Origin of the sequence: Escherichia sp. WS568 (assembly GCF_046486085.1) — a bacterium.
Classification (GTDB): Bacteria; Pseudomonadota; Gammaproteobacteria; order Enterobacterales; family Enterobacteriaceae; genus Escherichia; species Escherichia coli.
The window spans coordinates 132,345-155,191 of record NZ_JBJQMC010000002.1 but is presented as its reverse complement, the minus strand read 5'-3'; the positions used below and the strand labels follow the sequence as shown (position 1 = coordinate 155,191).

Annotated in this window: 20 protein-coding genes and 1 tRNA gene; 9 read left to right on the top strand and 12 right to left on the bottom strand. The window is 53.1% G+C overall.

From position 1 onward, the window contains the following. Positions 1–162 precede the first annotated feature (162 nt). Positions 163–1,683, top strand: a complete 1,521-nt coding sequence (gene aer, locus ACJHWR_RS03140) for an aerotaxis sensor receptor Aer (protein ID WP_000094690.1) — start codon at positions 163–165, stop codon at positions 1,681–1,683. A 28-nt stretch (positions 1,684–1,711) separates the two neighbouring features. Here the strand turns inward: aer and nfeR are convergent, their stop codons facing one another. Continuing rightward, entirely contained in the window at positions 1,712–2,335 is a 624-nt protein-coding gene (gene nfeR, locus ACJHWR_RS03135; RefSeq protein ID WP_000018011.1) for a DNA-binding transcriptional regulator NfeR, read from the bottom strand. Between the two features lie 286 nt (positions 2,336–2,621). On the opposite strand from nfeR, the gene nfeF reads away from it, so the two are divergent. Continuing rightward, positions 2,622–3,386 (top strand): NADPH-dependent ferric chelate reductase NfeF, encoded by a 765-nt coding sequence (gene nfeF / locus ACJHWR_RS03130; RefSeq protein WP_001065890.1) that lies wholly within the window; start codon positions 2,622–2,624, stop codon positions 3,384–3,386. Positions 3,387–3,439: 53 nt separating this feature from the next. Here the strand turns inward: nfeF and ACJHWR_RS03125 are convergent. After that, positions 3,440–3,515, bottom strand: a tRNA-Ile gene (locus ACJHWR_RS03125). Between the two features lie 124 nt (positions 3,516–3,639). Here ACJHWR_RS03125 and mug point away from each other — a divergent pair. Beyond that, positions 3,640–4,146, top strand: coding sequence for a G/U mismatch-specific DNA glycosylase (mug, locus tag ACJHWR_RS03120; RefSeq protein ID WP_000228936.1), 507 nt, complete (start codon positions 3,640–3,642; stop codon positions 4,144–4,146). A gap of 56 nt (positions 4,147–4,202) precedes the next feature. On the opposite strand, the gene ACJHWR_RS03115 is transcribed toward mug, so the two are convergent. The 4 genes from ACJHWR_RS03115 to rpsU form a co-directional block, all read right to left on the bottom strand. Beyond that, positions 4,203–4,766: an NADAR family protein gene (locus ACJHWR_RS03115; protein WP_001183949.1), complete on the bottom strand. Its 564-nt coding sequence runs from the start codon at positions 4,764–4,766 to the stop codon at positions 4,203–4,205. Positions 4,767–4,824: 58 nt separating this feature from the next. After that, on the bottom strand, positions 4,825–6,666 hold the full coding sequence (gene rpoD, locus ACJHWR_RS03110; RefSeq protein WP_000437371.1) for an RNA polymerase sigma factor RpoD: 1,842 nt from the start codon (positions 6,664–6,666) through the stop codon (positions 4,825–4,827). Between the two features lie 194 nt (positions 6,667–6,860). Beyond that, positions 6,861–8,606: a DNA primase gene (gene dnaG / locus ACJHWR_RS03105; RefSeq protein ID WP_000918827.1), complete on the bottom strand. Its 1,746-nt coding sequence runs from the start codon at positions 8,604–8,606 to the stop codon at positions 6,861–6,863. Positions 8,607–8,716: 110 nt separating this feature from the next. Further along, positions 8,717–8,932 carry a 30S ribosomal protein S21 gene (gene rpsU / locus ACJHWR_RS03100; protein ID WP_001144069.1) on the bottom strand — a complete coding sequence of 72 codons (216 nt, stop codon included), beginning with the start codon at positions 8,930–8,932 and terminating at the stop codon, positions 8,717–8,719. A gap of 237 nt (positions 8,933–9,169) precedes the next feature. On the opposite strand from rpsU, the gene tsaD reads away from it, so the two are divergent. Further along, positions 9,170–10,183: a tRNA (adenosine(37)-N6)-threonylcarbamoyltransferase complex transferase subunit TsaD gene (tsaD, locus tag ACJHWR_RS03095; RefSeq protein ID WP_001264374.1), complete on the top strand. Its 1,014-nt coding sequence runs from the start codon at positions 9,170–9,172 to the stop codon at positions 10,181–10,183. A gap of 42 nt (positions 10,184–10,225) precedes the next feature. Here tsaD and ttdT read toward each other — a convergent pair whose 3' ends face one another. From ttdT to ttdA, 3 genes are read right to left on the bottom strand one after another with little or no spacing between them, the layout of a single operon-like run. Further along, positions 10,226–11,689 carry an L-tartrate/succinate antiporter gene (ttdT, locus tag ACJHWR_RS03090; RefSeq protein ID WP_000804927.1) on the bottom strand — a complete coding sequence of 488 codons (1,464 nt, stop codon included), beginning with the start codon at positions 11,687–11,689 and terminating at the stop codon, positions 10,226–10,228. Between the two features lie 47 nt (positions 11,690–11,736). Then, positions 11,737–12,342, bottom strand: coding sequence for a L(+)-tartrate dehydratase subunit beta (ttdB, locus tag ACJHWR_RS03085; protein WP_000722952.1), 606 nt, complete (start codon positions 12,340–12,342; stop codon positions 11,737–11,739). Then, on the bottom strand, positions 12,339–13,250 hold the full coding sequence (gene ttdA, locus ACJHWR_RS03080) for a L(+)-tartrate dehydratase subunit alpha (RefSeq protein ID WP_000986797.1): 912 nt from the start codon (positions 13,248–13,250) through the stop codon (positions 12,339–12,341). The genes ttdB and ttdA overlap by 4 nt, the downstream gene beginning before the upstream one ends. 206 nt (positions 13,251–13,456) lie before the next feature. Here ttdA and ttdR point away from each other — a divergent pair, with 206 nt between their 5' ends. Further along, on the top strand, positions 13,457–14,389 hold the full coding sequence (ttdR, locus tag ACJHWR_RS03075) for an L-tartrate utilization transcriptional activator TtdR (protein WP_000935209.1): 933 nt from the start codon (positions 13,457–13,459) through the stop codon (positions 14,387–14,389). 12 nt (positions 14,390–14,401) lie between these two features. On the opposite strand, the gene plsY is transcribed toward ttdR, so the two are convergent. Further along, complete coding sequence (plsY, locus tag ACJHWR_RS03070) at positions 14,402–15,019, bottom strand: glycerol-3-phosphate 1-O-acyltransferase PlsY (protein ID WP_001272796.1); 618 nt, start codon at positions 15,017–15,019, stop codon at positions 14,402–14,404. Positions 15,020–15,123: 104 nt separating this feature from the next. Between plsY and folB the strand changes: the two genes are divergently transcribed. Further along, positions 15,124–15,492 carry a bifunctional dihydroneopterin aldolase/7,8-dihydroneopterin epimerase gene (gene folB / locus ACJHWR_RS03065; RefSeq protein WP_001295541.1) on the top strand — a complete coding sequence of 123 codons (369 nt, stop codon included), beginning with the start codon at positions 15,124–15,126 and terminating at the stop codon, positions 15,490–15,492. Positions 15,493–15,582: 90 nt separating this feature from the next. After that, positions 15,583–16,404, top strand: coding sequence for an undecaprenyl-diphosphate phosphatase (bacA, locus tag ACJHWR_RS03060; protein ID WP_001305111.1), 822 nt, complete (start codon positions 15,583–15,585; stop codon positions 16,402–16,404). A gap of 80 nt (positions 16,405–16,484) precedes the next feature. Here bacA and cca read toward each other — a convergent pair whose 3' ends face one another. Beyond that, positions 16,485–17,723, bottom strand: coding sequence for a fused tRNA nucleotidyltransferase/2',3'-cyclic phosphodiesterase/2' nucleotidase/phosphatase Cca (gene cca / locus ACJHWR_RS03055; protein ID WP_000708491.1), 1,239 nt, complete (start codon positions 17,721–17,723; stop codon positions 16,485–16,487). 63 nt (positions 17,724–17,786) lie between these two features. Then, the gene (locus tag ACJHWR_RS03050; protein WP_001125331.1) at positions 17,787–18,407 is read right to left on the bottom strand and encodes a TIGR04211 family SH3 domain-containing protein; all 621 of its coding nucleotides are present in this window, start codon (positions 18,405–18,407) and stop codon (positions 17,787–17,789) included. 241 nt (positions 18,408–18,648) lie between these two features. On the opposite strand from ACJHWR_RS03050, the gene ygiF reads away from it, so the two are divergent. Together ygiF and glnE are read left to right on the top strand one after the other, a co-directional pair. Further along, positions 18,649–19,950 (top strand): inorganic triphosphatase, encoded by a 1,302-nt coding sequence (gene ygiF / locus ACJHWR_RS03045; RefSeq protein WP_000046253.1) that lies wholly within the window; start codon positions 18,649–18,651, stop codon positions 19,948–19,950. Positions 19,951–19,972: 22 nt separating this feature from the next. Beyond that, positions 19,973–22,813, top strand: a complete 2,841-nt coding sequence (glnE, locus tag ACJHWR_RS03040; RefSeq protein ID WP_012311684.1) for a bifunctional [glutamate--ammonia ligase]-adenylyl-L-tyrosine phosphorylase/[glutamate--ammonia-ligase] adenylyltransferase — start codon at positions 19,973–19,975, stop codon at positions 22,811–22,813. Positions 22,814–22,847 lie beyond the last annotated feature (34 nt).

Sequence of the window (22,847 nt, the reverse complement as noted above, 5' to 3'; positions counted from 1 at the left end):
TATAGTAACAGAGTGAAAGTATTTTAAATCAAGGGATTAGATTTATGCTTTAATCGCAAATTGCGATCTAAATCAAATTAATCAGTTAAAGATAACCGCAGTGGGGCCGACATAAACTCTGACAAGAAGTTAACAACCATATAACCTGCACAGGACGCGAACATGTCTTCTCATCCGTATGTCACCCAGCAAAATACCCCGCTGGCGGACGATACCACTCTGATGTCCACTACCGATCTGCAAAGCTATATCACTCATGCTAATGACACTTTTGTGCAGGTGAGCGGCTTTACCTTGCAAGAGTTACAAGGGCAGCCGCACAACATGGTGCGTCACCCGGATATGCCAAAAGCGGCGTTTGCAGATATGTGGTTCACCCTGAAAAAAGGGGAGCCCTGGAGCGGCATCGTGAAAAATCGCCGCAAAAATGGCGACCATTATTGGGTGCGGGCCAATGCGGTACCGATGGTGCGCGAGGGAAAAATCAGTGGCTATATGTCGATTCGTACCCGGGCGACGGATGAAGAGATCGCGGCGGTGGAGCCGCTGTACAAAGCGTTGAACGCCGGACGTACCAGTAAGCGTATTCATAAAGGCCTGGTGGTGCGTAAAGGCTGGCTGGGAAAACTGCCTTCATTACCGCTTCGCTGGCGGGCGCGTGGCGTGATGACCCTGATGTTTATCTTGCTGGCGGTCATGCTTTGGTTTGTTGCTGCCCCGGTGGTGACGTATATCCTCTGTGCGTTAGTGGTATTGTTGGCAAGCGCCTGTTTTGAATGGCAGATTGTCCGCCCGATAGAAAATGTCGCCCGTCAGGCACTGAAGGTGGCGACCGGAGAGCGTAATAGTGTTGAGCATCTGAATCGCAGCGATGAGCTGGGGCTGACATTACGCGCGGTAGGGCAGCTTGGCCTGATGTGCCGTTGGCTAATTAACGATGTCTCAAGCCAGGTGTCCAGTGTCAGAAATGGCAGTGAGACGCTGGCGAAAGGCACCGATGAACTGAACGAACATACCCAGCAGACAGTTGATAACGTTCAGCAAACGGTGGCGACCATGAACCAGATGGCGGCGTCGGTGAAACAGAACTCTGCCACGGCGTCGGCTGCTGATAAACTTTCTATCACCGCCAGTAATGCGGCAGTGCAGGGCGGGGAGGCGATGACTACGGTGATCAAGACAATGGACGATATTGCCGACAGTACCCAGCGCATTGGCACCATTACTTCGCTGATTAACGATATTGCGTTTCAGACCAATATTCTGGCCCTGAATGCGGCGGTGGAAGCGGCGCGTGCCGGCGAACAGGGCAAAGGTTTTGCAGTGGTGGCGGGGGAAGTGCGTCATTTAGCCAGCCGCAGCGCCAATGCTGCCAACGATATTCGCAAGCTGATTGATGCCAGTGCTGATAAGGTGCAATCTGGTTCGCAGCAGGTACACGCCGCCGGACGGACGATGGAAGATATTGTGGCGCAGGTAAAAAACGTCACCCAGTTGATAGCTCAGATTAGCCATTCAACGCTGGAACAGGCCGATGGGCTTTCCAGCCTGACCCGTGCAGTGGATGAGCTTAACCTGATCACCCAGAAAAACGCCGAGTTAGTGGAAGAGAGTGCGCAGGTGTCGGCGATGGTGAAACACCGCGCCAGCCGACTGGAAGACGCGGTGACGGTGCTGCATTAATCGGTATGCCGGATCCGGCAATCGGTGATTAATCCAGTTGCGTAATATCAAAAGCGGCGCGGTCGATCACCGCAATGATCTTTTTTATTTGTGCATCAGTGATATCGCTCTGGTTGACGCGTAAATCCAGCACCGCTTTAAAATTATCCAGCGCCCGCTTCATTTGCGGGTTCTGGCGCAGCGCAGCGCCAACGCAACGCGATTTGATGCGTTCTTCAATCATCTCTACCTGTTCGCGGTTTTCTTCCAGCCACTGCGCGCCTTGTTCGGTCAGCGCAATCTGCTTCTTACCACCTTCCTCTTCGCGAATGGTAATCAGCGACTGCTCCTGCAGAAAATCCAGCGTTGGGTAGATGACGCCCGGGCTTGGGGTGTAATTCCCCTGGGTTAGATTCTCAATCGCTTTAATCAATTCGTAACCGTGGCTGTCATCGCGCGAGAGAATATCCAGAATCACCAGACGTAATTCACCGTGACCAAAGAAACGTTGCCGACGACCGCCGCCGCGACCGTGGCGACCACCGCAGCATTGACCGTGTTCATGCTGGTGACCGTGTCCGCAGTGCTCGTGTTCTGACTTCTCACCTTTGCAGCAGCCCTCATGGCGTGGCTGGCCTTCATGTTTACAACACCCTTCGTGATGATGGCTCATATCAGCCTCCTTTTGCTTAATTAGATATATCTAATTTATATCTGATATGAGCACTCTTGCAAGAATAAAAATGATTTTTAAATGTGGCTCATCTCACACGTAGGCCGGATAAGGCGTTCACGCCGCATCCGACATTGAGCAATGATGCTTGATAAGAGGTTGCGCGTCTTATCAGACTACAGATATATCAGTTCTACAAATCGCTTGCATTTATCATGATTAACAATCATTATCATTTACGAAAATTATTTAGATATATCTGATTACTATCACGAAGGCGATAACAATGAATAACTCCCCCCGCTACCCGCAGCGCGTTCGCAATGATCTGCGCTTCCGTGAACTGACTGTGTTACGCGTTGAGCGCATCAGCGCCGGTTTTCAGCGCATTGTCCTCGGCGGCGAGGCGCTGGACGGTTTTACGTCGCGCGGCTTTGACGATCACAGCAAACTCTTCTTTCCTCAACCTGACGCTCACTTTGTGCCGCCAACGGTAACGGAAGAGGGCATCGTCTGGCCGGAAGGACCACGCCCACCGTCGCGTGACTATACGCCGCTGTATGACGAACTACGCCATGAACTGGCGATCGATTTCTTTATTCACGACGGTGGGGTCGCCAGCGGCTGGGCGATGCAGGCGAAACCGGGCGATAAACTTACGGTGGCAGGTCCGCGCGGTTCGCTGGTGGTGCCGGAAGATTACGCGTATCAGCTGTATGTCTGCGATGAATCCGGAATGCCCGCACTGCGCCGCCGCCTGGAAACGTTGAGCAAACTTGCCGTTAAACCGCAAGTTAGTGCGCTGGTTAGCGTGCGGGATAACGCCTGTCAGGATTATCTCGCGCACCTTGATGGTTTTAATATCGAATGGCTGGCACATGATGAGCAGGCGGTAGATGCGCGTCTGGCGCAGATGCAAATCCCTGCCGATGATTACTTCATCTGGATAACCGGCGAAGGCAAAGTCGTTAAGAATTTAAGCCGCCGCTTTGAAGCGGAACAGTATGACCCACAGCGGGTACGTGCAGCGGCTTACTGGCACGCAAAGTAACTGATATATATAAAGAAAAAGGCTGACGATTTCTCGTCAGCCTTTGCTATGTCTGGTGGCCCCTGCTGGACTTGAACCAGCGACCAAGCGATTATGAGTCGCCTGCTCTAACCACTGAGCTAAGGGGCCATGGTAGCGGATTATAAAGTAACTCCGTGTCGCAATCCAGCCATTACCGCGCGCCTGCTGTTTTTATAAACAATGTATTTTCAATCCGTTATACTTTTCCTGGTGATGTTAGAAAGGAGTAAATATGGTTGAGGATATTTTGGCTCCAGGGTTACGGGTCGTGTTTTGCGGTATCAACCCTGGGCTTTCATCCGCCGGGACTGGTTTTCCCTTTGCTCATCCGGCAAATCGCTTCTGGAAGGTGATATATCAGGCCGGGTTTACCGACCGTCAGTTGAAGCCGCAGGAGGCACAGCATCTGCTGGATTATCGTTGTGGCGTCACCAAACTGGTAGACCGTCCAACGGTGCAAGCCAATGAAGTTTCAAAGCAGGAGCTGCACGCAGGCGGGCGTAAGCTAATTGAAAAAATAGAAGATTATCAGCCGCAGGCGTTGGCGATTCTGGGCAAACAAGCATATGAACAGGGATTCAGCCAGCGCGGTGCACAGTGGGGGAAACAAACGCTCACCATTGGTTCGACGCAGATTTGGGTGCTGCCAAATCCCAGCGGTTTAAGTCGCGTTTCACTGGAGAAACTGGTTGAAGCGTATCGCGAGCTGGACCAGGCGCTGGTAGTGCGTGGCTTGTGAAGTACAGTGTAACGAAGTTATGAGCGGGCCAGGCACCGCTCCTCACCGCTACTGGCTTATTCTTCCGCCAAACGGTCTCTGACTACCATAAGCGCAAATCCCAGCAGATTTTTCCCCTTCCAGTGAGATGGCACACCGGCATGGGGATGATCTTTTGCAAGGCCAATCCCCCAGATTTTATCCACCGGGCTGGCTTCAACCAGAATGCGAGGCTGCGTATTCAGCAGGAATGTTTTTAATGCCGAATGTTGGCTAAATTTATGGTAGTTCCCTTCGCAGACCAGATCAAAGCAGCAAGCTTGCCAGCATTGCTCGTCAAAGTTTGTCACCTGTCGCCCCAGCTTTTTGGCTTCTGCCGGGGTCGCCGCCGCCAGAATTCTGGCAAGTGTTTTACTGTCATTAAACAGCCGCGCTTTTCCCGCCATCATCCAGTGTTCTGCGGTGGCATAGGTTATACCATCATAGGTAAAAGGCGAACCCTGCCACCACTGGCTAAAGCAAGAGGCGGTAATTTCGTGATTCGCGGCAGGTTGATGGCCCCAGAACCACAGGTATTTCACCTTTTTCCCGGCATCGAGAGCGGAAATAAGGGCGGGGAGAGAGTAGTATCCTTGCTGCATTGCCAGATTTCCTTAAAAAAAAGCCCTCACGATGGAGGGCTTATGCACATCTTTACAATTAATCGTCCAGGAAGCTACGCAGCACTTCAGAACGGCTCGGGTGACGCAGTTTGCGCAGCGCCTTCGCTTCGATCTGACGGATACGTTCGCGGGTAACGTCGAACTGTTTACCCACTTCTTCCAGCGTGTGGTCGGTGTTCATATCGATACCGAAACGCATACGCAGAACTTTCGCTTCACGCGCGGTCAGGCCAGCCAGCACGTCGTGCGTTGCCGCACGCAGGCTTTCGGTGGTCGCAGAATCCAGCGGCAGCTCGAGGGTGGTATCCTCGATGAAATCCCCCAGATGCGAATCTTCATCATCACCGATCGGCGTTTCCATGGAGATTGGCTCTTTGGCGATCTTCAGCACTTTGCGGATCTTGTCTTCCGGCATCAGCATACGTTCAGCCAGTTCTTCCGGCGTCGGTTCACGGCCCATCTCTTGCAGCATCTGGCGAGAAATACGGTTGAGTTTGTTGATAGTCTCAATCATATGCACCGGAATACGGATGGTGCGCGCCTGATCCGCGATAGAACGGGTGATCGCCTGACGGATCCACCAGGTTGCGTAGGTGGAGAACTTGTAACCACGGCGGTATTCGAATTTATCAACCGCTTTCATCAGGCCGATGTTACCTTCCTGAATCAGGTCAAGGAACTGCAAGCCACGGTTGGTGTATTTCTTGGCGATAGAAATAACCAGACGTAAGTTCGCTTCAACCATCTCTTTCTTCGCACGGCGGGCTTTTGCTTCACCGATGGACATACGACGGTTGATATCTTTAACCTGCTCGATGGTCAGGCCGGTTTCTTCTTCAATCTGCTGCAGTTTCTGCAGGGCGCGATGCACTTCTTCAGAGACATCGTGCAGTTTTTCCGACCACGGCTTGTTCATCGCAATTGCCGCGTTGAACCAGGTATCGCTGGTTTCGTTGCCGGTAAACAGGGTAATGAAGTTTTTCTTCGGCATTTTGCACTGCTCAACGCAGAGCTTCATGATCAGACGTTCTTGCGTACGAACGCGGTCCATCATGACGCGCATGCTGTTGACCAGGTAGTCAAACTGCTTCGGCACCAGGCGGAACTGTTTAAATACTTCAGACAGTTTCAGGATCTCTTCCTGAGCAGCAGCGTGACTGCGACCTTTCGCTTTGATGGTGTCACGCGTTACAACGTACTGAGCGCGCAGTTCCGCAAATTTTTCGCGAGCCAGTTCCGGGTCGATGCTGTTGTCATCATCGGCGCTGTCGTCATCGCCATCTTCTTCGTCTTCATCTTCGTCATCGTCCAGATCTTCCTGGGAAAGCTCAGAACCGACGTGAGTGGCGGTAGGTGCCAGATCTTCTTCTGCGTTCGGGTCAACAAAGCCGGTGATCAGATCGGACAGACGCGCTTCTTCTGCTTCAACACGATCGTACTGTTCCAGCAGATAGGTGATCGCTTCCGGATATTCAGCAACGGAGCATTGAACCTGGTTGATCCCGTCTTCAATACGCTTAGCGATGTCAATTTCGCCTTCGCGGGTCAACAGTTCAACGGTGCCCATTTCACGCATGTACATGCGTACCGGGTCAGTCGTGCGCCCGATTTCAGATTCCACGCTGGAAAGCACCTGCGCGGCGGCTTCGGCAGCATCTTCGTCCGCGGTGTTTTCAGCCAGCATCAGATCATCGGCATCCGGTGCTTCTTCCATCACCTGAATGCCCATGTCGTTGATCATTTGGATGATGTCTTCGATCTGATCTGAATCGACGATATCTTCCGGCAGATGGTCATTGACCTCGGCATAGGTCAGATAGCCTTGCTCCTTACCACGGGTGACAAGAAGTTTCAGCTGTGACTGCGGGTTTTGCTCCATAAGACGGTATCCACACTTATTTCATGAGGTTGGTGTTGGGCGATTGACCCGATGTCCTTCAGCTGTTAACGCTGAAATCCAACGGTTGTTTACCGCCAACGATAATTACGAGGGCGTACTTATATATTTGCCGCTGCCTCTCAGTGCGGCTGTCGGGGGCTTCCCGATCGCTCTTCGGCACTTAAGCCGTTAAATCACTTTTTCGCCAGCTCCTGGTTTAATGTCCAGAGCTCCAGGCGTTCTTCGTTGCTTAAACCATGCGTGCGCTCACGAGCGATTAACTCTTCCTGGCGCAGTTCAAGCAGCGAATCAAACATATGGTTGAGTGAGTCGGTGAAGGTTTGCTCAGCAATATTCTTATCTGCTATATCGTCCCACATCGACAGTTTTTCAAGGGTGGCAGCATTATTTGTACCACGATAGTGCTCTAAAAGTTGCCCGGTGGTCAGACCTGGCTGGGAGAGACAAGTGTTGACCAGTTCTCTGAATAAGCCAAGTCCAGGGAGCTTATTTTCATCCAGATTCTCAAGCGGCGGGACCAACGTCGCTAATTCTGGATTTTGCACCAGCAACCCTATAAGTATACGCATGGTCGTGCGTTTTAGCTGCGGAACAGGGCGAGAAACGCCGCTCTCTGCCGCTTTTGGCATTAATCGTTCAAGCTGGCTGTCATCAAGTATGCCTAATTTGTTGCCTAATTCCTGACGAAGATATATTCGCAGCGTTTCGCCCGGCACTTGCGATATCAATGGCAGTGCCAGCGTACTCAAACGTGCGCGCCCGTCAGGGGTACTCAGATCAACTTGCGGCATCAGACTGTTAAACAGAAATGCGGAGAGTGGCATCGCCTGCTCCATCCGCGCTTCAAACGCTTCTTTACCTTCTTTTCGTACCAGCGTGTCAGGGTCTTCGCCATCAGGCAAAAACATAAAGCGTAGCTGACGACCGTCTGTCATGTAAGGCAGCGCCGTTTCCAGCGCTCGCCAGGCGGCATCGCGGCCTGCACGGTCGCCGTCATAACAGCAAATGACATTGTTGGTCGCGCGGAACAACAGTTGTATGTGATCGGCAGTGGTTGACGTACCTAACGACGCAACGGCGTAATTAATGCCGTATTGCGCCAGCGCCACCACGTCCATATAGCCTTCGACCACAAGCAGACGATTGGGTTCAGCGTTATCCTGCTGCGCTTCATAAAGACCGTAAAGCTGGCGGCCTTTATGGAAAATGTCCGTTTCCGGCGAGTTCAGGTATTTGGGGGTATCGTTGCCCAGCACGCGTCCGCCAAAACCAATCACCCGACCGCGTTTATCACGAATGGGGAACATCACCCGCTCGCGGAAACGGTCGTAACTGCGCCCCTGATCGTTAGTGACCAACATGCCCGCATCAATCAATGACTGGCGATTTTCTGGATTGCCGCCAAACCGCTTCAGGACGTTGTCCCAGCCAGGGGGGGCAAAACCAATCGCAAAGCGGGCGATAACCTCGTGGCTTAATCCGCGTTTTTCCAGATACTGGCGCGCAGACGTGGCAACAGGTTGCTGTAAAGATTGTTGGTAAAACGTATTCAGACCGTCCATCAACTGATAAAGCGTTTGTCGTTGATGGCGCTCGATCTGGCTGGGGCCGCTACCTGCTTCAAATGGCACTTCAAGATTGTGCATTGCTGCCAGCTCTTCGACCGTTTCGACGAACTCAAGCTTGTCGTAGTTCATCAGGAAGTCGATCGCGTTGCCGTGCGCGCCACATCCAAAGCAGTGGTAAAACTGTTTCTCACCGTTAACGGTGAATGATGGGGTTTTCTCGTTGTGGAATGGACAACACGCGTGGAAATTCTTGCCCTGCTTTTTCAGCTTCACACGGGCATCGATCAGATCGACGATGTCAGTGCGTGCCAGCAGATCATTAATGAATACGCGTGGGATTCGTCCAGCCATAGGCCCCGATTTTTAGCAATTCATAAACGAAAATAAGCCGCGCATTCCTTTCGGAAGCACGGCCTTACAACTACAACTCGGTCTGATCGGAGAGCAACGCTCTCGGGGAATTAGTACAGACGAGTGCGGCGTGCGTTTTCGCGAGCCAGTTTCTTCGCGTGACGTTTCACTGCAGAAGCTTTAGCGCGCTTACGTTCGGTAGTCGGTTTTTCATAGAACTCACGACGACGAACTTCCGCCAGAACACCTGCTTTTTCGCAGGAACGCTTGAAGCGACGCAGAGCTACGTCGAACGGCTCGTTTTCACGTACTTTAATTACCGGCATGTGCCTCTCACCTTTGATTAATTCGGTTTGCCGCTGGCATCAACGCCAGCTTATTTCAAAATGGTGCGGAATTTTACTGCAATTGCTGCTGCTTTGTAAAGCACCGCGGCCTTTTTTGAAAGGGACTTTTATAAGGGTGAGGAGTATACACGAGGCTTTCTCCAGGGGCGAACAAAGTTTTACATCAACCCGCATTGGTCCTACACTGCGCGGTAATAAAGCGAGGTAAAACAAGTCATGCGTGTACTGGGTATTGAAACTTCCTGCGATGAAACCGGCATCGCCATTTACGACGATGAAAAAGGTTTGTTAGCCAACCAATTGTATAGTCAGGTGAAATTGCACGCTGACTACGGCGGCGTCGTGCCTGAACTGGCCTCCCGCGATCACGTGCGTAAAACCGTACCGTTGATCCAGGAGGCGCTGAAAGAGTCTGGTTTAACGGCAAAAGACATTGATGCTGTGGCCTATACCGCAGGCCCAGGATTAGTCGGCGCACTGCTGGTTGGCGCGACCGTGGGGCGTTCTCTGGCGTTTGCCTGGGACGTTCCGGCAATCCCGGTACACCATATGGAAGGGCATCTGTTAGCGCCGATGCTGGAAGATAACCCACCGGCATTTCCGTTTGTGGCGCTGCTGGTTTCCGGCGGTCATACGCAGTTAATCAGCGTGACTGGCATTGGTCAGTACGAGCTGCTTGGCGAGTCTATCGATGATGCTGCTGGTGAAGCGTTTGATAAAACCGCGAAGCTGCTGGGGCTGGATTATCCTGGCGGGCCATTACTGTCGAAAATGGCGGCTCAGGGTACTGCCGGGCGCTTTGTCTTCCCGCGCCCGATGACCGACCGTCCGGGGCTGGATTTCAGCTTTTCTGGTCTGAAAACCTTCGCGGCGAACACGATTCGTGACAACGGCACCGACGACCAGACGCGTGCTGATATCGCCCGCGCCTTTGAAGATGCGGTGGTCGATACGTTGATGATTAAGTGTAAGCGAGCACTGGATCAGACGGGCTTTAAGCGACTGGTAATGGCAGGCGGCGTGAGTGCTAACCGCACGTTACGGGCGAAGCTGGCTGAAATGATGAAAAAACGCCGTGGCGAAGTGTTCTACGCGCGTCCGGAATTTTGTACTGATAACGGCGCGATGATCGCCTATGCCGGAATGGTGCGGTTTAAAGCAGGCGCGACGGCGGATCTCGGCGTTAGCGTGCGTCCGCGCTGGCCGCTGGCAGAGTTACCGGCCGCGTAAAACTATTAGGTGCCGGAGAGTCACTTCCGGCACCGTCCTCACTTAAAGCAACACCACGGGCATCCACAGTAAGCCGGTAATCACCAGCAATACGAGGAATATCAGCCCAAAAATTGCCCCCAGTCGCCAGTAATCCACCGTTGGCAGATAACCACTACCGTAGTAAATCGGGCTGGGTCCGGTGGCGTATGGCGTAAGAATGCTCCCCAGACCAATTGCCGCGCCAACCATCAGGCAGAATACCGGCAGCGGGATTTCCGGCATCGCCAGCGCGGCGGCAATCATCATCGGCGCGAGAGCGGAGGTATACGCCGTGGCGCTGGCGAAAAAGTAGCGCAGTAGATAAAACACCACAATCAACGCCACCATCACTATCGTTGGCGAATAACCGCTTAAGCTGCCTGCTAACAGTTTGCCAAACCAGCTAATAAAACCGGTGTTGTTGAGTCCGGTAGCGAGGGTGATAAGCGAGGCCAGCCAGAAGAAAACGTTCCACGCGGCTTTATTACTGACAATGTCGTCCCAACTGATAATGCGCAGAAGCAGCATCAGCGCCACCACGCTGTAACCGACCATCGCGGCATCGATATAATCACCGCCGAAAATCCACAGCACCAGCGCGCCTACCATCAGCCCCAGCATCCGTTTTTCACGCGAACAGAGCGGGCCCATTGCCTGCAGTTCCGTCTCTGCCCAGCGCGGCACCTGATCACCAGACTTCAGTACCGGCGGGTACAGCACGTAAGCCAGCCAGGGAACCAGCAGAACCAGTAAAATACTGAGCGGCAACATCCCGAGGAACCAGTCGCCCCAACTCAGTGTGGCGTGAGATGCGCTTTTCATCAGGCCAATTAACAGCAAGTTAGGTGCCATCGCCGTCAGGAAAATGGCGCTGGTCACGCAGTCGGCAACAATCCCCATCCACATGATGTACGAGCCAATGCTGCGCGAACTGCTGTCGTTTGGTTGTGATTGATAGAGCGGTGGCAGGTTACGGATGATGGGATAGATAATCCCCGCACCACGCGCCGAGTTGGACGGTGTTACAGGTGCCAGGATAAGCTCGGAGAACATCACCGCATAGCCGAGAAACAGCGTGCGATGCCCCATCTTTTTCACCAGAATCAGCGCGATACGTCGCCCCAGCCCGGTTTTTTCATAGCCTGTGCCAAACATAAAGGCGGCGAAAATCAGCCAGATAACCGAATTAGAAAAACCAGAAACCGCCCAGGAGAGGGATTTGGCGGTGAACTTAAAACCTGGCTGGGCGAGCTGCTCCGGGCTGAACAGCAGCCAGGGAGAGAGAATGGCGATAATGGAGATACCCACCATCGCCACCACGGCACCCGGCACGGGTTCGAGGATCAGTCCAACGATCACGCCAGTAAAAACAGCAAAGTAGAGCCAGGTATGACTCTCCAGCCCTGCGGGAACCGGAATTAGAGCAATAATGGCGATGACCGCCAGCGGCGCAAGGTATCGCCACCATTCAGTGGAAGGTTTCATCGTGTTATGCCTGCGAAAAAGGAGAGGGGCGAGCCTCTCCGGGAGGGTTATTTGATGTAATGGACGTGCTCGCAGATCTCTTCCACGATGGGATCGCGGCGTTCGGCGAACAGCTTTTTGTTTTCGGCTATCAGGTTGTTGCCGTGGGTATCAATAGAGACAATCAGCGGGCCGAACTCTTTGACCCGGCAGACCCACAGTGACTCCGGCATCCCGAGTTCTGTCCAGTGCACTTCTTCAATCTCTTCCACCTGGGTTGCCGCCAGTACTGCGCAGCCTGCCGGGAAAATCACATGTAGCGCCTTGAATTTCTGGCAGCCTTCTTCGGTCAGCGGCCCCATTCCGCCTTTGCCGACCACCAGTTTCACGCCGGTCTGTTCGATAAATTCACATTCAAAACTTTCCATACGCATACTGGTTGTCGGGCCGACGGATACCATCTCCCATTTGTCGCCGTTTTTGCGCACGATGGGGCCAGCGTGGAAAATCGCTTTGCCGTTGAGATCGTAAGGGATCGGACGTTTGAGTTCGATCAAGCGACGGTGACAAACGTCACGGCAGGTCACCAGCGTACCGGTCAGGTAGATCACATCGCCGACGCGAATATCTTGCAGATCTTCAGCTTTGATCGGGGTTGTCAGGATCTTTTTCATAACGCGCTCCGGGTGTGAGACAGATTTTCAAAGGTGAGATCGGCATGAACCAGCAGTGTGCCGCGACGATGCGCCCAGCAGCCTGTAGAAACAGCAACGCCGATGGTTGACGGATGGCGGGCGGCAGATTCGATATGTACGCCCATCACTGAACTGTTGCCAGTCAGCCCTTGTGGACCAATCCCCAGACGGTTGAGTCCTTCTTCCAGGCGTAGCTCCAGCTCTGCCGCTTTCGGATTGGGGTGGCGGCTGCCAATCGGGCGCAAAATGGCTTTACGCGAGAGCACGGCGGCGGTTTCCACCGAGGTAGCGATGCCAACGCCCACAAGTACCGGCGGACAGGCGTTTACGGCGAGGGTGGAGATATTTTCGAAGACGAATTTCACTACGCCTTCGTAGCCTTCTGACGGCATTAACACTTTCGAGCGGCCTGGTAGCGTGCAGCCGCCGCCTGCCATGTAAACTTCGATTTCCGCATCGTCATTGTCGGGGATGATGTCCCAGGTGACCCACGGTACACCGCTGCCGGTATTTTTGCCGGTGTTTACTTCGTCAAAAATTTCTACCGCATTGTGACGCAGTGGCGCTTTGACGGTTGCCTCTTCCACGGCTTGTTTGAGTATGCTTTGCAGCTCGCCAAGCAGTGGGAAACGGGAACCGACCTTAACAAAAAACATGATTTCGCCGGTGTCCTGACAGGCAGGACGATTCAGGTCGATCGCTTTTTGCATGTTATCGAACATCGTGTGGTAGATGATTTTCCCCATCGACGATGTTTCGGCATCCTTTAGCTGTTTTAGTTTGTCCACCACGTCATCGGGCATTCGGGTAGAAATCATGGCGGTAAAGTTAGCGACAATCTCCGTCAACTTATTCACTGCCTGTTGCTTATTACTTTCGCTCATCATGGCAACTCCAGTTTATGTATTTGTCTGGAAAAATTCACCGCCACAAACTACCACTAAAAATGTGGTTTTATATTTTTTGCTGCCGTGAATATGTAATTCACAGTTCGTGAATCAACGCGAAAATAAGAATGAATATTGCGCCAGAGCAGGGAATGGCAATGTTTTACGAAATACACTGCGCTTATCACAACTGCGGATAATTAACGATGCTGAATAGCTGGCCTTTAGCCAAAGATTTGCAGGTACTGGTAGAAATCGTCCACAGCGGGAGTTTTAGCGCCGCAGCGGCGACGCTTGGGCAGACGCCTGCATTTGTCACCAAGCGGATCCAAATCCTTGAAAATACGCTGGCAACAACGCTGCTGAACCGCTCCGCTCGCGGCGTGGCGCTGACTGAAAGTGGCCAACGTTGTTACGAGCATGCGCTGGAAATCCTCACCCAATATCAGCGACTGGTCGATGACGTCACGCAAATCAAAACGCGCCCGGAGGGGATGATTCGTATTGGTTGCAGTTTTGGTTTTGGGCGCAGCCATATTGCGCCAGCCATTACCGAACTGATGCGCAATTATCCTGAGTTACAGGTGCATTTTGAATTGTTCGATCGGCAAATTGATTTAGTGCAGGATAATATTGATCTGGATATTCGTATTAATGACGAAATTCCTGATTATTATATTGCGCATCTGTTAACGAAAAATAAAAGAATATTATGCGCAGCACCTGAGTATCTGCAAAAATATCCGCAGCCACAATCCTTACAGGAATTAAGTCGTCATGATTGTCTGGTGACCAAAGAGCGCGATATGACCCACGGAATATGGGAGTTGGGGAACGGTCAGGAGAAAAAATCGGTGAAGGTAAGCGGGCATCTTTCCTCCAATAGCGGCGAGATAGTGTTGCAATGGGCGCTGGAGGGCAAAGGGATTATGTTGCGTTCCGAGTGGGATGTGTTGCCGTTTCTGGAGAGTGGCAAACTGGTGCGAGTATTGCCGGAGTATGCACAAAGCGCCAATATCTGGGCTGTTTACCGGGAGCCGCTCTATCGCAGCATGAAATTACGTGTCTGCGTGGAATTTCTGGCGGCATGGTGCCAGCAACGGCTGGGCAAGCCCGACGAAGGCTATCAGGTCATGTAAATCCACCAGAAATCACTCGGGATCCTTTTCGCGCTTTCTTTTGAATTTCGTCCAGATTTTTGTCTCCTGACGACGCCACAGACGCTGGATGTTGTCATGATGACGCAGCAGGATCAGGCAAGAGAGCATCGAAACCGGGAAGGTGAATTGTGGCTTAAACCACCAGACATAAAACGGAGCAATCAGTGCACTGACAATCGCTCCCAGCGACGAATATCCGCTCAATAGCACGGTCAGTAACCAGGTTCCCGCCATTACTCCGGTGAGATCCCAGCCAATTGGTGCGATGGCACCAAAAGCGGTAGCAACGCCTTTTCCTCCTTTAAAACCGAAGAAAACGGGCCAGATGTGTCCAAGACAGGCGGCGATGGCAATTAAGCCTAGCCAGAAGGGGCTGACACCTAATTCATACGCGCCCCAGACAGGCAACATTCCTTTCAGAACGTCGAAAATCAGTACTGCTACGGCTGCTCCCTTGCCACCGATACGTAACACATTGGTTGCGCCTGGATTGCCGGAGCCGCTGGTTCGCGGATCGGGCAACCCACACAAGCGGCAAACCAGAATGGCACTGGAAATGGAGCCGCAGAGGTACGCGATGAGGATCATTCCAGGCGCGATTGCACTCATAAGCTGTTCCGTTTTGAAAATTCGTGTTCAACGATGAATCTGTGGATAATACGCACATTTCGCCGGAAGTGGTATCCGGTTAGCCAAAAAGCAGGCAGGACGTGATGGATATTGTATTTATAGAGCAACTTTCGGTAATCACCACTATTGGTGTTTACGACTGGGAACAGACCATCGAACAGAAGTTAGTGTTCGATATCGAAATGGCGTGGGATAACCGTAAAGCGGCGAAAAGTGATGATGTGGCGGATTGCCTCAGTTACGCTGACATTGCAGAAACGGTGGTCAGCCACGTCGAGGGGGCGCGTTTTGCGCTGGTGGAACGCGTGGCTGAAGAGGTGGCGGAGCTGCTGTTAGCACGCTTCAACTCGCCGTGGGTGCGCATCAAACTTAGCAAGCCAGGTGCGGTGGCGCGAGCGGCGAATGTCGGCGTCATCATTGAGCGTGGCAATAATCTGAAAGAAAATAATTAATTTTACAGCTGTTAAACCAAACGGTTATAACCTGGTCATACTGCAGTAGTTCGGACAAGCGGTACATTTTAATAATTTAGGGGTTTATTGATGAGCGATATGCACTCGCTGCTGATAGCGGCAATATTGGGTGTGGTCGAAGGATTGACAGAATTTCTGCCGGTATCCAGCACGGGCCATATGATTATTGTCGGTCACTTGTTGGGGTTTGAGGGCGACACGGCGAAAACCTTTGAAGTCGTGATCCAGTTAGGATCAATTCTGGCAGTGGTTGTCATGTTCTGGCGACGTCTGTTTGGCCTTATTGGTATTCACTTTGGTCGCCCGTTGCAGCACGAAGGAGAAAGCAAAGGCCGTTTAACGCTGATCCACATTTTGCTGGGGATGATTCCGGCGGTGGTACTGGGGCTGTTGTTCCACGACACGATTAAATCATTGTTTAACCCGATAAATGTGATGTATGCACTGGTCGTTGGCGGTCTGTTGCTGATTGCCGCTGAATGCCTGAAGCCGAAAGAGCCGCGTGCGCCGGGTCTTGATGATATGACCTATCGTCAGGCGTTTATGATTGGCTGTTTCCAGTGTCTGGCGCTGTGGCCGGGTTTCTCTCGCTCCGGGGCGACCATTTCAGGTGGGATGCTGATGGGCGTGAGCCGTTACGCTGCTTCCGAGTTCTCGTTCCTGCTGGCGGTGCCGATGATGATGGGCGCAACGGCGCTCGATCTCTACAAAAGCTGGGGCTTCCTGACTACCGGCGATATCCCGATGTTTGCCGTTGGGTTTATCACCGCTTTTGTGGTGGCGCTGATAGCGATTAAAACCTTCCTGCAATTGATTAAGCGCATTTCGTTTATCCCTTTCGCCATTTATCGCTTTATTGTGGCGGCTGCGGTGTATGTCGTGTTCTTTTGATTGAGGAATAGTGTCGGATATGACGCTTGTGCGTCTTATCCGACCTGGCCGGTGTTTGCAATAAATTGAAATTCAAGTGCTTAATCAGGCTTTGGACAACGTTGTTCCTTCCAGCTGGCTACCGCCGCAATCCGCCGTCGGGTCAGCTCCTCGCGAATCTCCACACCTTTAAATCCCGCTTCAACGACGGCTTTTGTCGGCACTGACTGTGCCACTTCCCAGGCTTCGCGCAACCAGCGGCCTTGCGGGTAGTCGGCTGATTCAAAACCGGTTCTGCCGCGCACATCAGCCTCGCTGGTCAGCGCCAGTTGCTCGACACGCTGCGGTTTACGCCAGGCGTCGATGGAATCAAATAGTTTGACGATGGTTTTTGGGTTCAGCATTGGGAAGGTGTGGATGAGATCGTGAAACTCAGCCACCAGTCTGGCTAAATCGCGAATTTCATTTGGCACGCGCAGACGCTGGCATAGTTGTTCCACTAACTTCACACCCGCCGGGCCATGACCATGATGACGCGGCCAAAGTTCTGGTGGCGTCAGTCCTTTACCGAGATCGTGGCATAACGTTGCGAAACGGACATCGACCTGCGGACTCAGCATCGCCGCCATTGAGAGCGTCATTAAGGTATGAATACCCGTGTCGATTTCCGGATGCCACCTGGCAGGGGCCGGAACGCCAAACAGGGCGTCAATTTCCGGGAATAAAACGCGCAGTGCGCCGCAATCGCGCAGTACCTGGAAGAACACCTGGGGATTGCGGGTAGTGAGGGCGCTTTCCGTCTCTTTCCATACCCGTTCAGGCGTCAGGTGTTCCAGTTCACCCGCGTGGGTCATCTCGCGCATCAGCGCCAGAGTTTCATCGGCAATACGAAAACCGAGGTGGGCATAACGCGCAGCAAAACGCGCTACGCGCAACACGCGTAACGGATCTTCGCCAAAAGCGGGGGAAACATGGCGCAACAGACGATTTTGCAGATCGCCCAGACCGTTGTACGGGTCGATAATCTCGCCGTTATCGTCCTGGGCCAGCGCATTAATGGTCAGATCGCGACGCTTAAGATCATCTTCCAGCGTGACATCCGGTGCGGCATAGCAGGTAAAACCGGTGTAACCGGAACCGGATTTCCGTTCGGTACGTGCCAGTGCATACTCTTCATGCGTTTGCGGATGCAGAAACACAGGAAAATCGCGGCCTACCTGCTGGTAGCCCGCGTCGAGCATCTCCTGTGGCGTACTGCCGACCACCACCCAATCTCTGTCTTTGACCGGTAGCCCTAACAATGCATCCCGAACAGCACCACCGACCAGATAAATCTTCACGCCATCATCCCTTCGTCAAATACACAATTCCTAATAATAAGACAGTGCAACGAAGAAGGCGATTTAGTTCATCCAGCGATCTTTGCGTTTGCGGCTTGGGATCAGGTGCGGCAGTACCAGACCGAGCAGCAAGCCAAGCCCCAGCACGCCGCCGCCATACATAAACCATTGCATGATGATGGTGCGCTGTTTGTCATCCAGCTGTACGCTGGCGGCATCGACCTTTTTCTGCGCGACAATCAGCTCGTTTTTCAGTTTCTGATTTTCTTCTTTTAACCCGTTGATCACGCTGTCGCTCTGCGCCACTTTTTGCTGCATTTCTGCGGTGCGCTGATTCCAGGTGTTATCGATATTGGTGAGTTTATCGGTCAGGGTTTTGACCTGATTTTCCAGATCTGGCACACGGGAGCGCAGGCTTGGCTCAGTGCTAAGTTGTTTCAACGGGATCCAGGCGGTACGGCCAGAGCTGTCTTTCACCTGGGCATAATTGGTGTTGGCGTCAGTTTGTAATAAGGTCACTTCCTCGCCGGCGTTAACCGTGCCTACGAGGCGATAATGATCTCCCGGACCGCTACGGACCCAGGTATTCAGTTCGTCAGAAACATAGCGCGTTTCTTCAGCGTGTGAGACGGCAGTCGCGCTAAGTGCGAGTAAAGTTAATCCGATCAGGCGTAATTTTGGCATCAGGCTGTCGTTATTGTCATGGAAAGTGGAACGATAGTAGTGGCATCAGTGTCGCTACGCAAAGCATTCGACATCAATCGGAATCCTCTGTGTCAGGTCTTGCCACTGCTTCAAACTTTTACGCCCGTCAAATTGCCCGTTGCATGGCAATTTGGCGCAAAATACTATCTACTGACAAAAAAGATCGCATTAAGTTCGCCGTTCATCGTCACTTATGTGACATAACCGATAAGTAAAGGCTATGGCTCAGGAAATCGAATTAAAGTTTATTGTTAATCACAGTGCCGTTGAGGCGTTGCGTGACCATCTCAATACGCTGGGCGGCGAGCACCATGACCCCGTGCAGTTGCTGAATATTTACTACGAAACGCCGGATAACTGGCTGCGTGGGCACGACATGGGCTTGCGTATTCGTGGCGAAAACGGTCGCTATGAGATGACCATGAAAGTTGCAGGAAGAGTGACAGGCGGCTTACACCAGCGCCCGGAATATAACGTGGCGTTGAGCGAACCGATGCTCGACCTGGCGCAGTTACCGACGGAAGTCTGGCCGAACGGCGAATTGCCTACCGATCTCGCTTCCCGCGTGCAGCCGCTGTTTAGCACCGATTTTTATCGCGAAAAGTGGCTGGTAGAGGTTGATGGTAGCCAAATTGAAATCGCCCTCGACCAAGGGGAAGTGAAAGCGGGTGAATTTGCTGAACCTATCTGCGAGCTGGAACTGGAACTGCTTAGCGGCGACACGCGCGCGGTGCTGAAACTGGCGAACCAACTGGTATCGCAAACCGGATTACGCCAGGGCAGCCTGAGCAAAGCGGCGCGTGGCTATCATCTGGCGCAGGGCAATCCGGCGCGTGAAATCAAACCGACCACCATTTTACATGTTGCGGCAAAAGCGGATGTCGAGCAGGGGCTGGAAGCGGCGCTCGAGCTGGCGTTAGCGCAATGGCAGTATCATGAAGAGCTGTGGGTACGCGGCAACGATGCGGCGAAAGAGCAGGTGCTGGCAGCCATTGGCCTGGTCCGTCATACGCTGATGCTGTTCGGTGGCATTGTGCCGCGTAAAGCGAGCACTCACTTACGTGATTTGCTGACCCAATGCGAAGCGACCATCGCTTCAGTGGTTTCTGCCGTGACGGCGGTCTATTCTACCGAAACGGCAATGGCGAAGCTGGCGTTGACCGAATGGCTGGTAAGCAAAGCCTGGCAGCCGTTTTTAGATGCCAAAGCGCAGAGTAAAATGAGCGATTCCTTCAAACGCTTTGCCGATATCCATCTTTCCCGCCATGCCGCTGAACTGAAAAGCGTTTTCTGCCAGCCGTTAGGCGATCGCTACCGTGACCAGTTGCCACGTCTGACGCGTGATATTGACTCAATACTGTTGCTGGCGGGTTACTATGATCCTGTCGTGGCTCAAGCCTGGCTGGAGAACTGGCAGGGGCTGCGTCACGCTATTGTGACCGGGCAACGCATTGAAATTGAACATTTCCGTAATGAGGCAAACAATCAGGAACCGTTCTGGTTGCACAGCGGAAAACGTTAATCAGGCAAGGATAAAATCGCTTATGAAGCCGCTCTCTTCACCGTTACAGCAGTACTGGCAGACCGTTGTTGAGCGGCTGCCAGAGCCTTTAGCCGACGAATCACTTAGCGCACAGGCGAAGTCGGTACTTACTTTCAGTGATTTTGTGCAGGACAGCGTGATTGCGCATCCAGAGTGGCTGACGGAACTGGAAAGCCAACCGCCGCAGGCCGACGAATGGCAGCATTACTCTGCATGGTGGCAGGAGGCGCTCAGTAATGTGAGTGACGAAGCCGGGTTAATGCGCGAGCTGCGGCTATTCCGGCGGCGCATTATGGTGCGCATCGCCTGGGCGCAAACGTTGGCACTGGTTACTGAAGAGAGCATATTGCTGCAGCTCAGCCATCTGGCGGAGACGCTGATTGTTGCGGCGCGTGACTGGCTGTATGACGCCTGCTGCCGCGAGTGGGGAACGCCGTGCAATGCGCAGGGCGAAGCGCAACCGCTGCTGATTTTAGGCATGGGTAAGCTGGGCGGAGGGGAACTGAATTTCTCCTCAGATATCGATCTGATTTTTGCCTGGCCGGAACATGGTTGTACGCAGGGCGGACGCCGGGAACTGGATAACGCCCAGTTTTTTACCCGCATGGGGCAGCGGCTGATTAAAGTGCTGGATCAACCAACGCAGGATGGCTTCGTCTATCGCGTGGATATGCGACTGCGTCCGTTTGGCGAAAGTGGCCCGCTGGTGCTGAGCTTTGCGGCACTGGAAGATTATTACCAGGAGCAGGGGCGCGACTGGGAGCGTTACGCGATGGTCAAGGCGCGGATTATGGGCGATAGCGAAGGCGTCTATGCTAACGAGTTGCGTGCGATGCTGCGCCCGTTTGTTTTCCGTCGTTACATCGATTTCAGCGTGATTCAGTCGCTGCGCAACATGAAAGGGATGATTGCCCGTGAAGTGCGTCGGCGCGGTTTGACCGACAACATCAAACTTGGCGCGGGTGGCATTCGTGAAATTGAATTTATCGTCCAGGTATTCCAGCTCATTCGCGGCGGGCGCGAACCGTCGCTGCAATCGCGCTCTTTACTGCCAACGCTCAGCGCCATTGCCGAGCTGCATCTGCTTTCTGAAAACGATGCTGAACAATTGCGAGTGGCGTATCTGTTCCTGCGGCGTCTGGAAAACCTGCTGCAAAGCATTAACGACGAACAAACCCAGACGCTTCCTTCTGATGAGCTTAACCGTGCGCGGCTGGCGTGGGCGATGGACTTTGCTGACTGGCAGCAACTGACTGGGGCGCTGATCGGACATATGACCAATGTGCGCCGGGTGTTTAATGAATTGATTGGCGACGACGAAAGTGAAACTCAGGAAGAGTCGCTGTCGGAACAGTGGCGTGAGCTGTGGCAGGACGCGTTGCAGGAAGATGACACTACACCAGTGCTGGCGCATCTTAGCGAGGACGATCGCAAACAGGTGCTGACGCTGATTGCCGATTTCCGCAAAGAGCTGGATAAGCGCACAATCGGGCCACGCGGACGTCAGGTGCTCGACCATCTGATGCCACATCTGCTAAGAGATGTCTGTACACGTGAAGACGCTGCTGTAACGCTGTCGCGCATTACGGCCTTGCTGGTGGGGATTGTTACCCGCACCACCTATTTAGAATTGCTCAGTGAATTTCCTGCGGCGCTTAAGCATTTGATTTCTCTGTGTGCCGCATCGCCGATGATTGCCAGCCAGCTGGCGCGCTATCCGTTATTGCTGGATGAACTGCTCGATCCAAACACTCTCTACCAGCCGACGGCGACCGATGCCTACCGTGATGAACTGCGCCAGTATTTGCTGCGCGTGCCGGAAGATGACGAAGAACAACAGCTTGAGGCGCTGCGTCAGTTCAAACAGGCGCAACTGTTACGCATTGCGGCAGCGGATATCGCCGGTACGCTACCGGTAATGAAAGTGAGCGATCACTTAACCTGGCTGGCGGAAGCTATGATAGATGCCGTCGTTCAGCAGGCGTGGGTTCAAATGGTTGCCCGCTACGGTAAACCGAATCACCTGAACGAGCGCGAAGGGCGTGGTTTTGCGGTGGTCGGCTACGGCAAGCTGGGCGGCTGGGAGTTAGGCTACAGTTCCGATCTTGACCTGATCTTCCTCCATGATTGCCCAATGGATGCGATGACTGACGGCGAGCGGGAAATCGACGGGCGACAGTTTTATCTGCGTCTGGCGCAACGCATTATGCATCTGTTCAGTACGCGAACCTCTTCCGGCATTTTGTATGAAGTGGATGCTCGACTGCGTCCATCCGGGGCGGCGGGAATGCTGGTGACATCCGCAGAAGCATTTGCTGATTATCAGAAAAACGAGGCCTGGACGTGGGAACATCAGGCGCTGGTGCGTGCGCGTGTAGTGTACGGCGATCCGCAGCTCACCGCGCACTTTGACGCGGTGCGTCGCGAGATTATGACGCTGCCGCGAGAAGGTAAAACTCTGCAAACGGAAGTGCGGGAAATGCGCGAGAAAATGCGCGCTCATCTCGGTAATAAACATCGCGATCGCTTTGATATCAAAGCCGATGAAGGCGGAATTACCGATATCGAATTTATTACCCAATATCTGGTGTTGCGCTACGCTCATGAAAAACCGAAGTTAACGCGCTGGTCAGACAACGTACGTATTCTGGAACTGCTGGCGCAAAACGACATTATGGAAGAGCAGGAAGCGATGGCGCTGACCCGTGCTTACACTACGCTGCGCGATGAACTTCATCATCTGGCATTACAGGAATTGCCGGGCCATGTGCCGGAGGATTGCTTCACCGCAGAGCGTGAACAGGTGCGGGTAAGCTGGCAGAAGTGGCTGGTGGAAGAATGAAGTATGGTATTATCGCGCGCAAATTTTGAATCTC

Excerpts from the sequence above, each read along its gene's own strand:
- plsY (WP_001272796.1), bottom strand. The coding sequence starts at position 15,019 with ATGAGTGCAATCGCGCCTGGAATGATCCTCATCGCGTACCTCTGCGGC.
- nfeR (WP_000018011.1), bottom strand. The coding sequence starts at position 2,335 with ATGAGCCATCATCACGAAGGGTGTTGTAAACATGAAGGCCAGCCACGC.
- ACJHWR_RS03050 (WP_001125331.1), bottom strand. The coding sequence starts at position 18,407 with ATGCCAAAATTACGCCTGATCGGATTAACTTTACTCGCACTTAGCGCG.
- tsaD (WP_001264374.1), top strand. The coding sequence starts at position 9,170 with ATGCGTGTACTGGGTATTGAAACTTCCTGCGATGAAACCGGCATCGCC.
- bacA (WP_001305111.1), top strand. The coding sequence starts at position 15,583 with ATGAGCGATATGCACTCGCTGCTGATAGCGGCAATATTGGGTGTGGTC.
- ttdA (WP_000986797.1), bottom strand. The coding sequence starts at position 13,250 with ATGATGAGCGAAAGTAATAAGCAACAGGCAGTGAATAAGTTGACGGAG.
- mug (WP_000228936.1), top strand. The coding sequence starts at position 3,640 with ATGGTTGAGGATATTTTGGCTCCAGGGTTACGGGTCGTGTTTTGCGGT.
- ACJHWR_RS03115 (WP_001183949.1), bottom strand. The coding sequence starts at position 4,766 with ATGCAGCAAGGATACTACTCTCTCCCCGCCCTTATTTCCGCTCTCGAT.
- ttdT (WP_000804927.1), bottom strand. The coding sequence starts at position 11,689 with ATGAAACCTTCCACTGAATGGTGGCGATACCTTGCGCCGCTGGCGGTC.
- ttdR (WP_000935209.1), top strand. The coding sequence starts at position 13,457 with ATGCTGAATAGCTGGCCTTTAGCCAAAGATTTGCAGGTACTGGTAGAA.
- ttdB (WP_000722952.1), bottom strand. The coding sequence starts at position 12,342 with ATGAAAAAGATCCTGACAACCCCGATCAAAGCTGAAGATCTGCAAGAT.
- rpsU (WP_001144069.1), bottom strand. The coding sequence starts at position 8,932 with ATGCCGGTAATTAAAGTACGTGAAAACGAGCCGTTCGACGTAGCTCTG.
- nfeF (WP_001065890.1), top strand. The coding sequence starts at position 2,622 with ATGAATAACTCCCCCCGCTACCCGCAGCGCGTTCGCAATGATCTGCGC.
- glnE (WP_012311684.1), top strand. The coding sequence starts at position 19,973 with ATGAAGCCGCTCTCTTCACCGTTACAGCAGTACTGGCAGACCGTTGTT.
- aer (WP_000094690.1), top strand. The coding sequence starts at position 163 with ATGTCTTCTCATCCGTATGTCACCCAGCAAAATACCCCGCTGGCGGAC.
- rpoD (WP_000437371.1), bottom strand. The coding sequence starts at position 6,666 with ATGGAGCAAAACCCGCAGTCACAGCTGAAACTTCTTGTCACCCGTGGT.
- ygiF (WP_000046253.1), top strand. The coding sequence starts at position 18,649 with ATGGCTCAGGAAATCGAATTAAAGTTTATTGTTAATCACAGTGCCGTT.
- folB (WP_001295541.1), top strand. The coding sequence starts at position 15,124 with ATGGATATTGTATTTATAGAGCAACTTTCGGTAATCACCACTATTGGT.
- dnaG (WP_000918827.1), bottom strand. The coding sequence starts at position 8,606 with ATGGCTGGACGAATCCCACGCGTATTCATTAATGATCTGCTGGCACGC.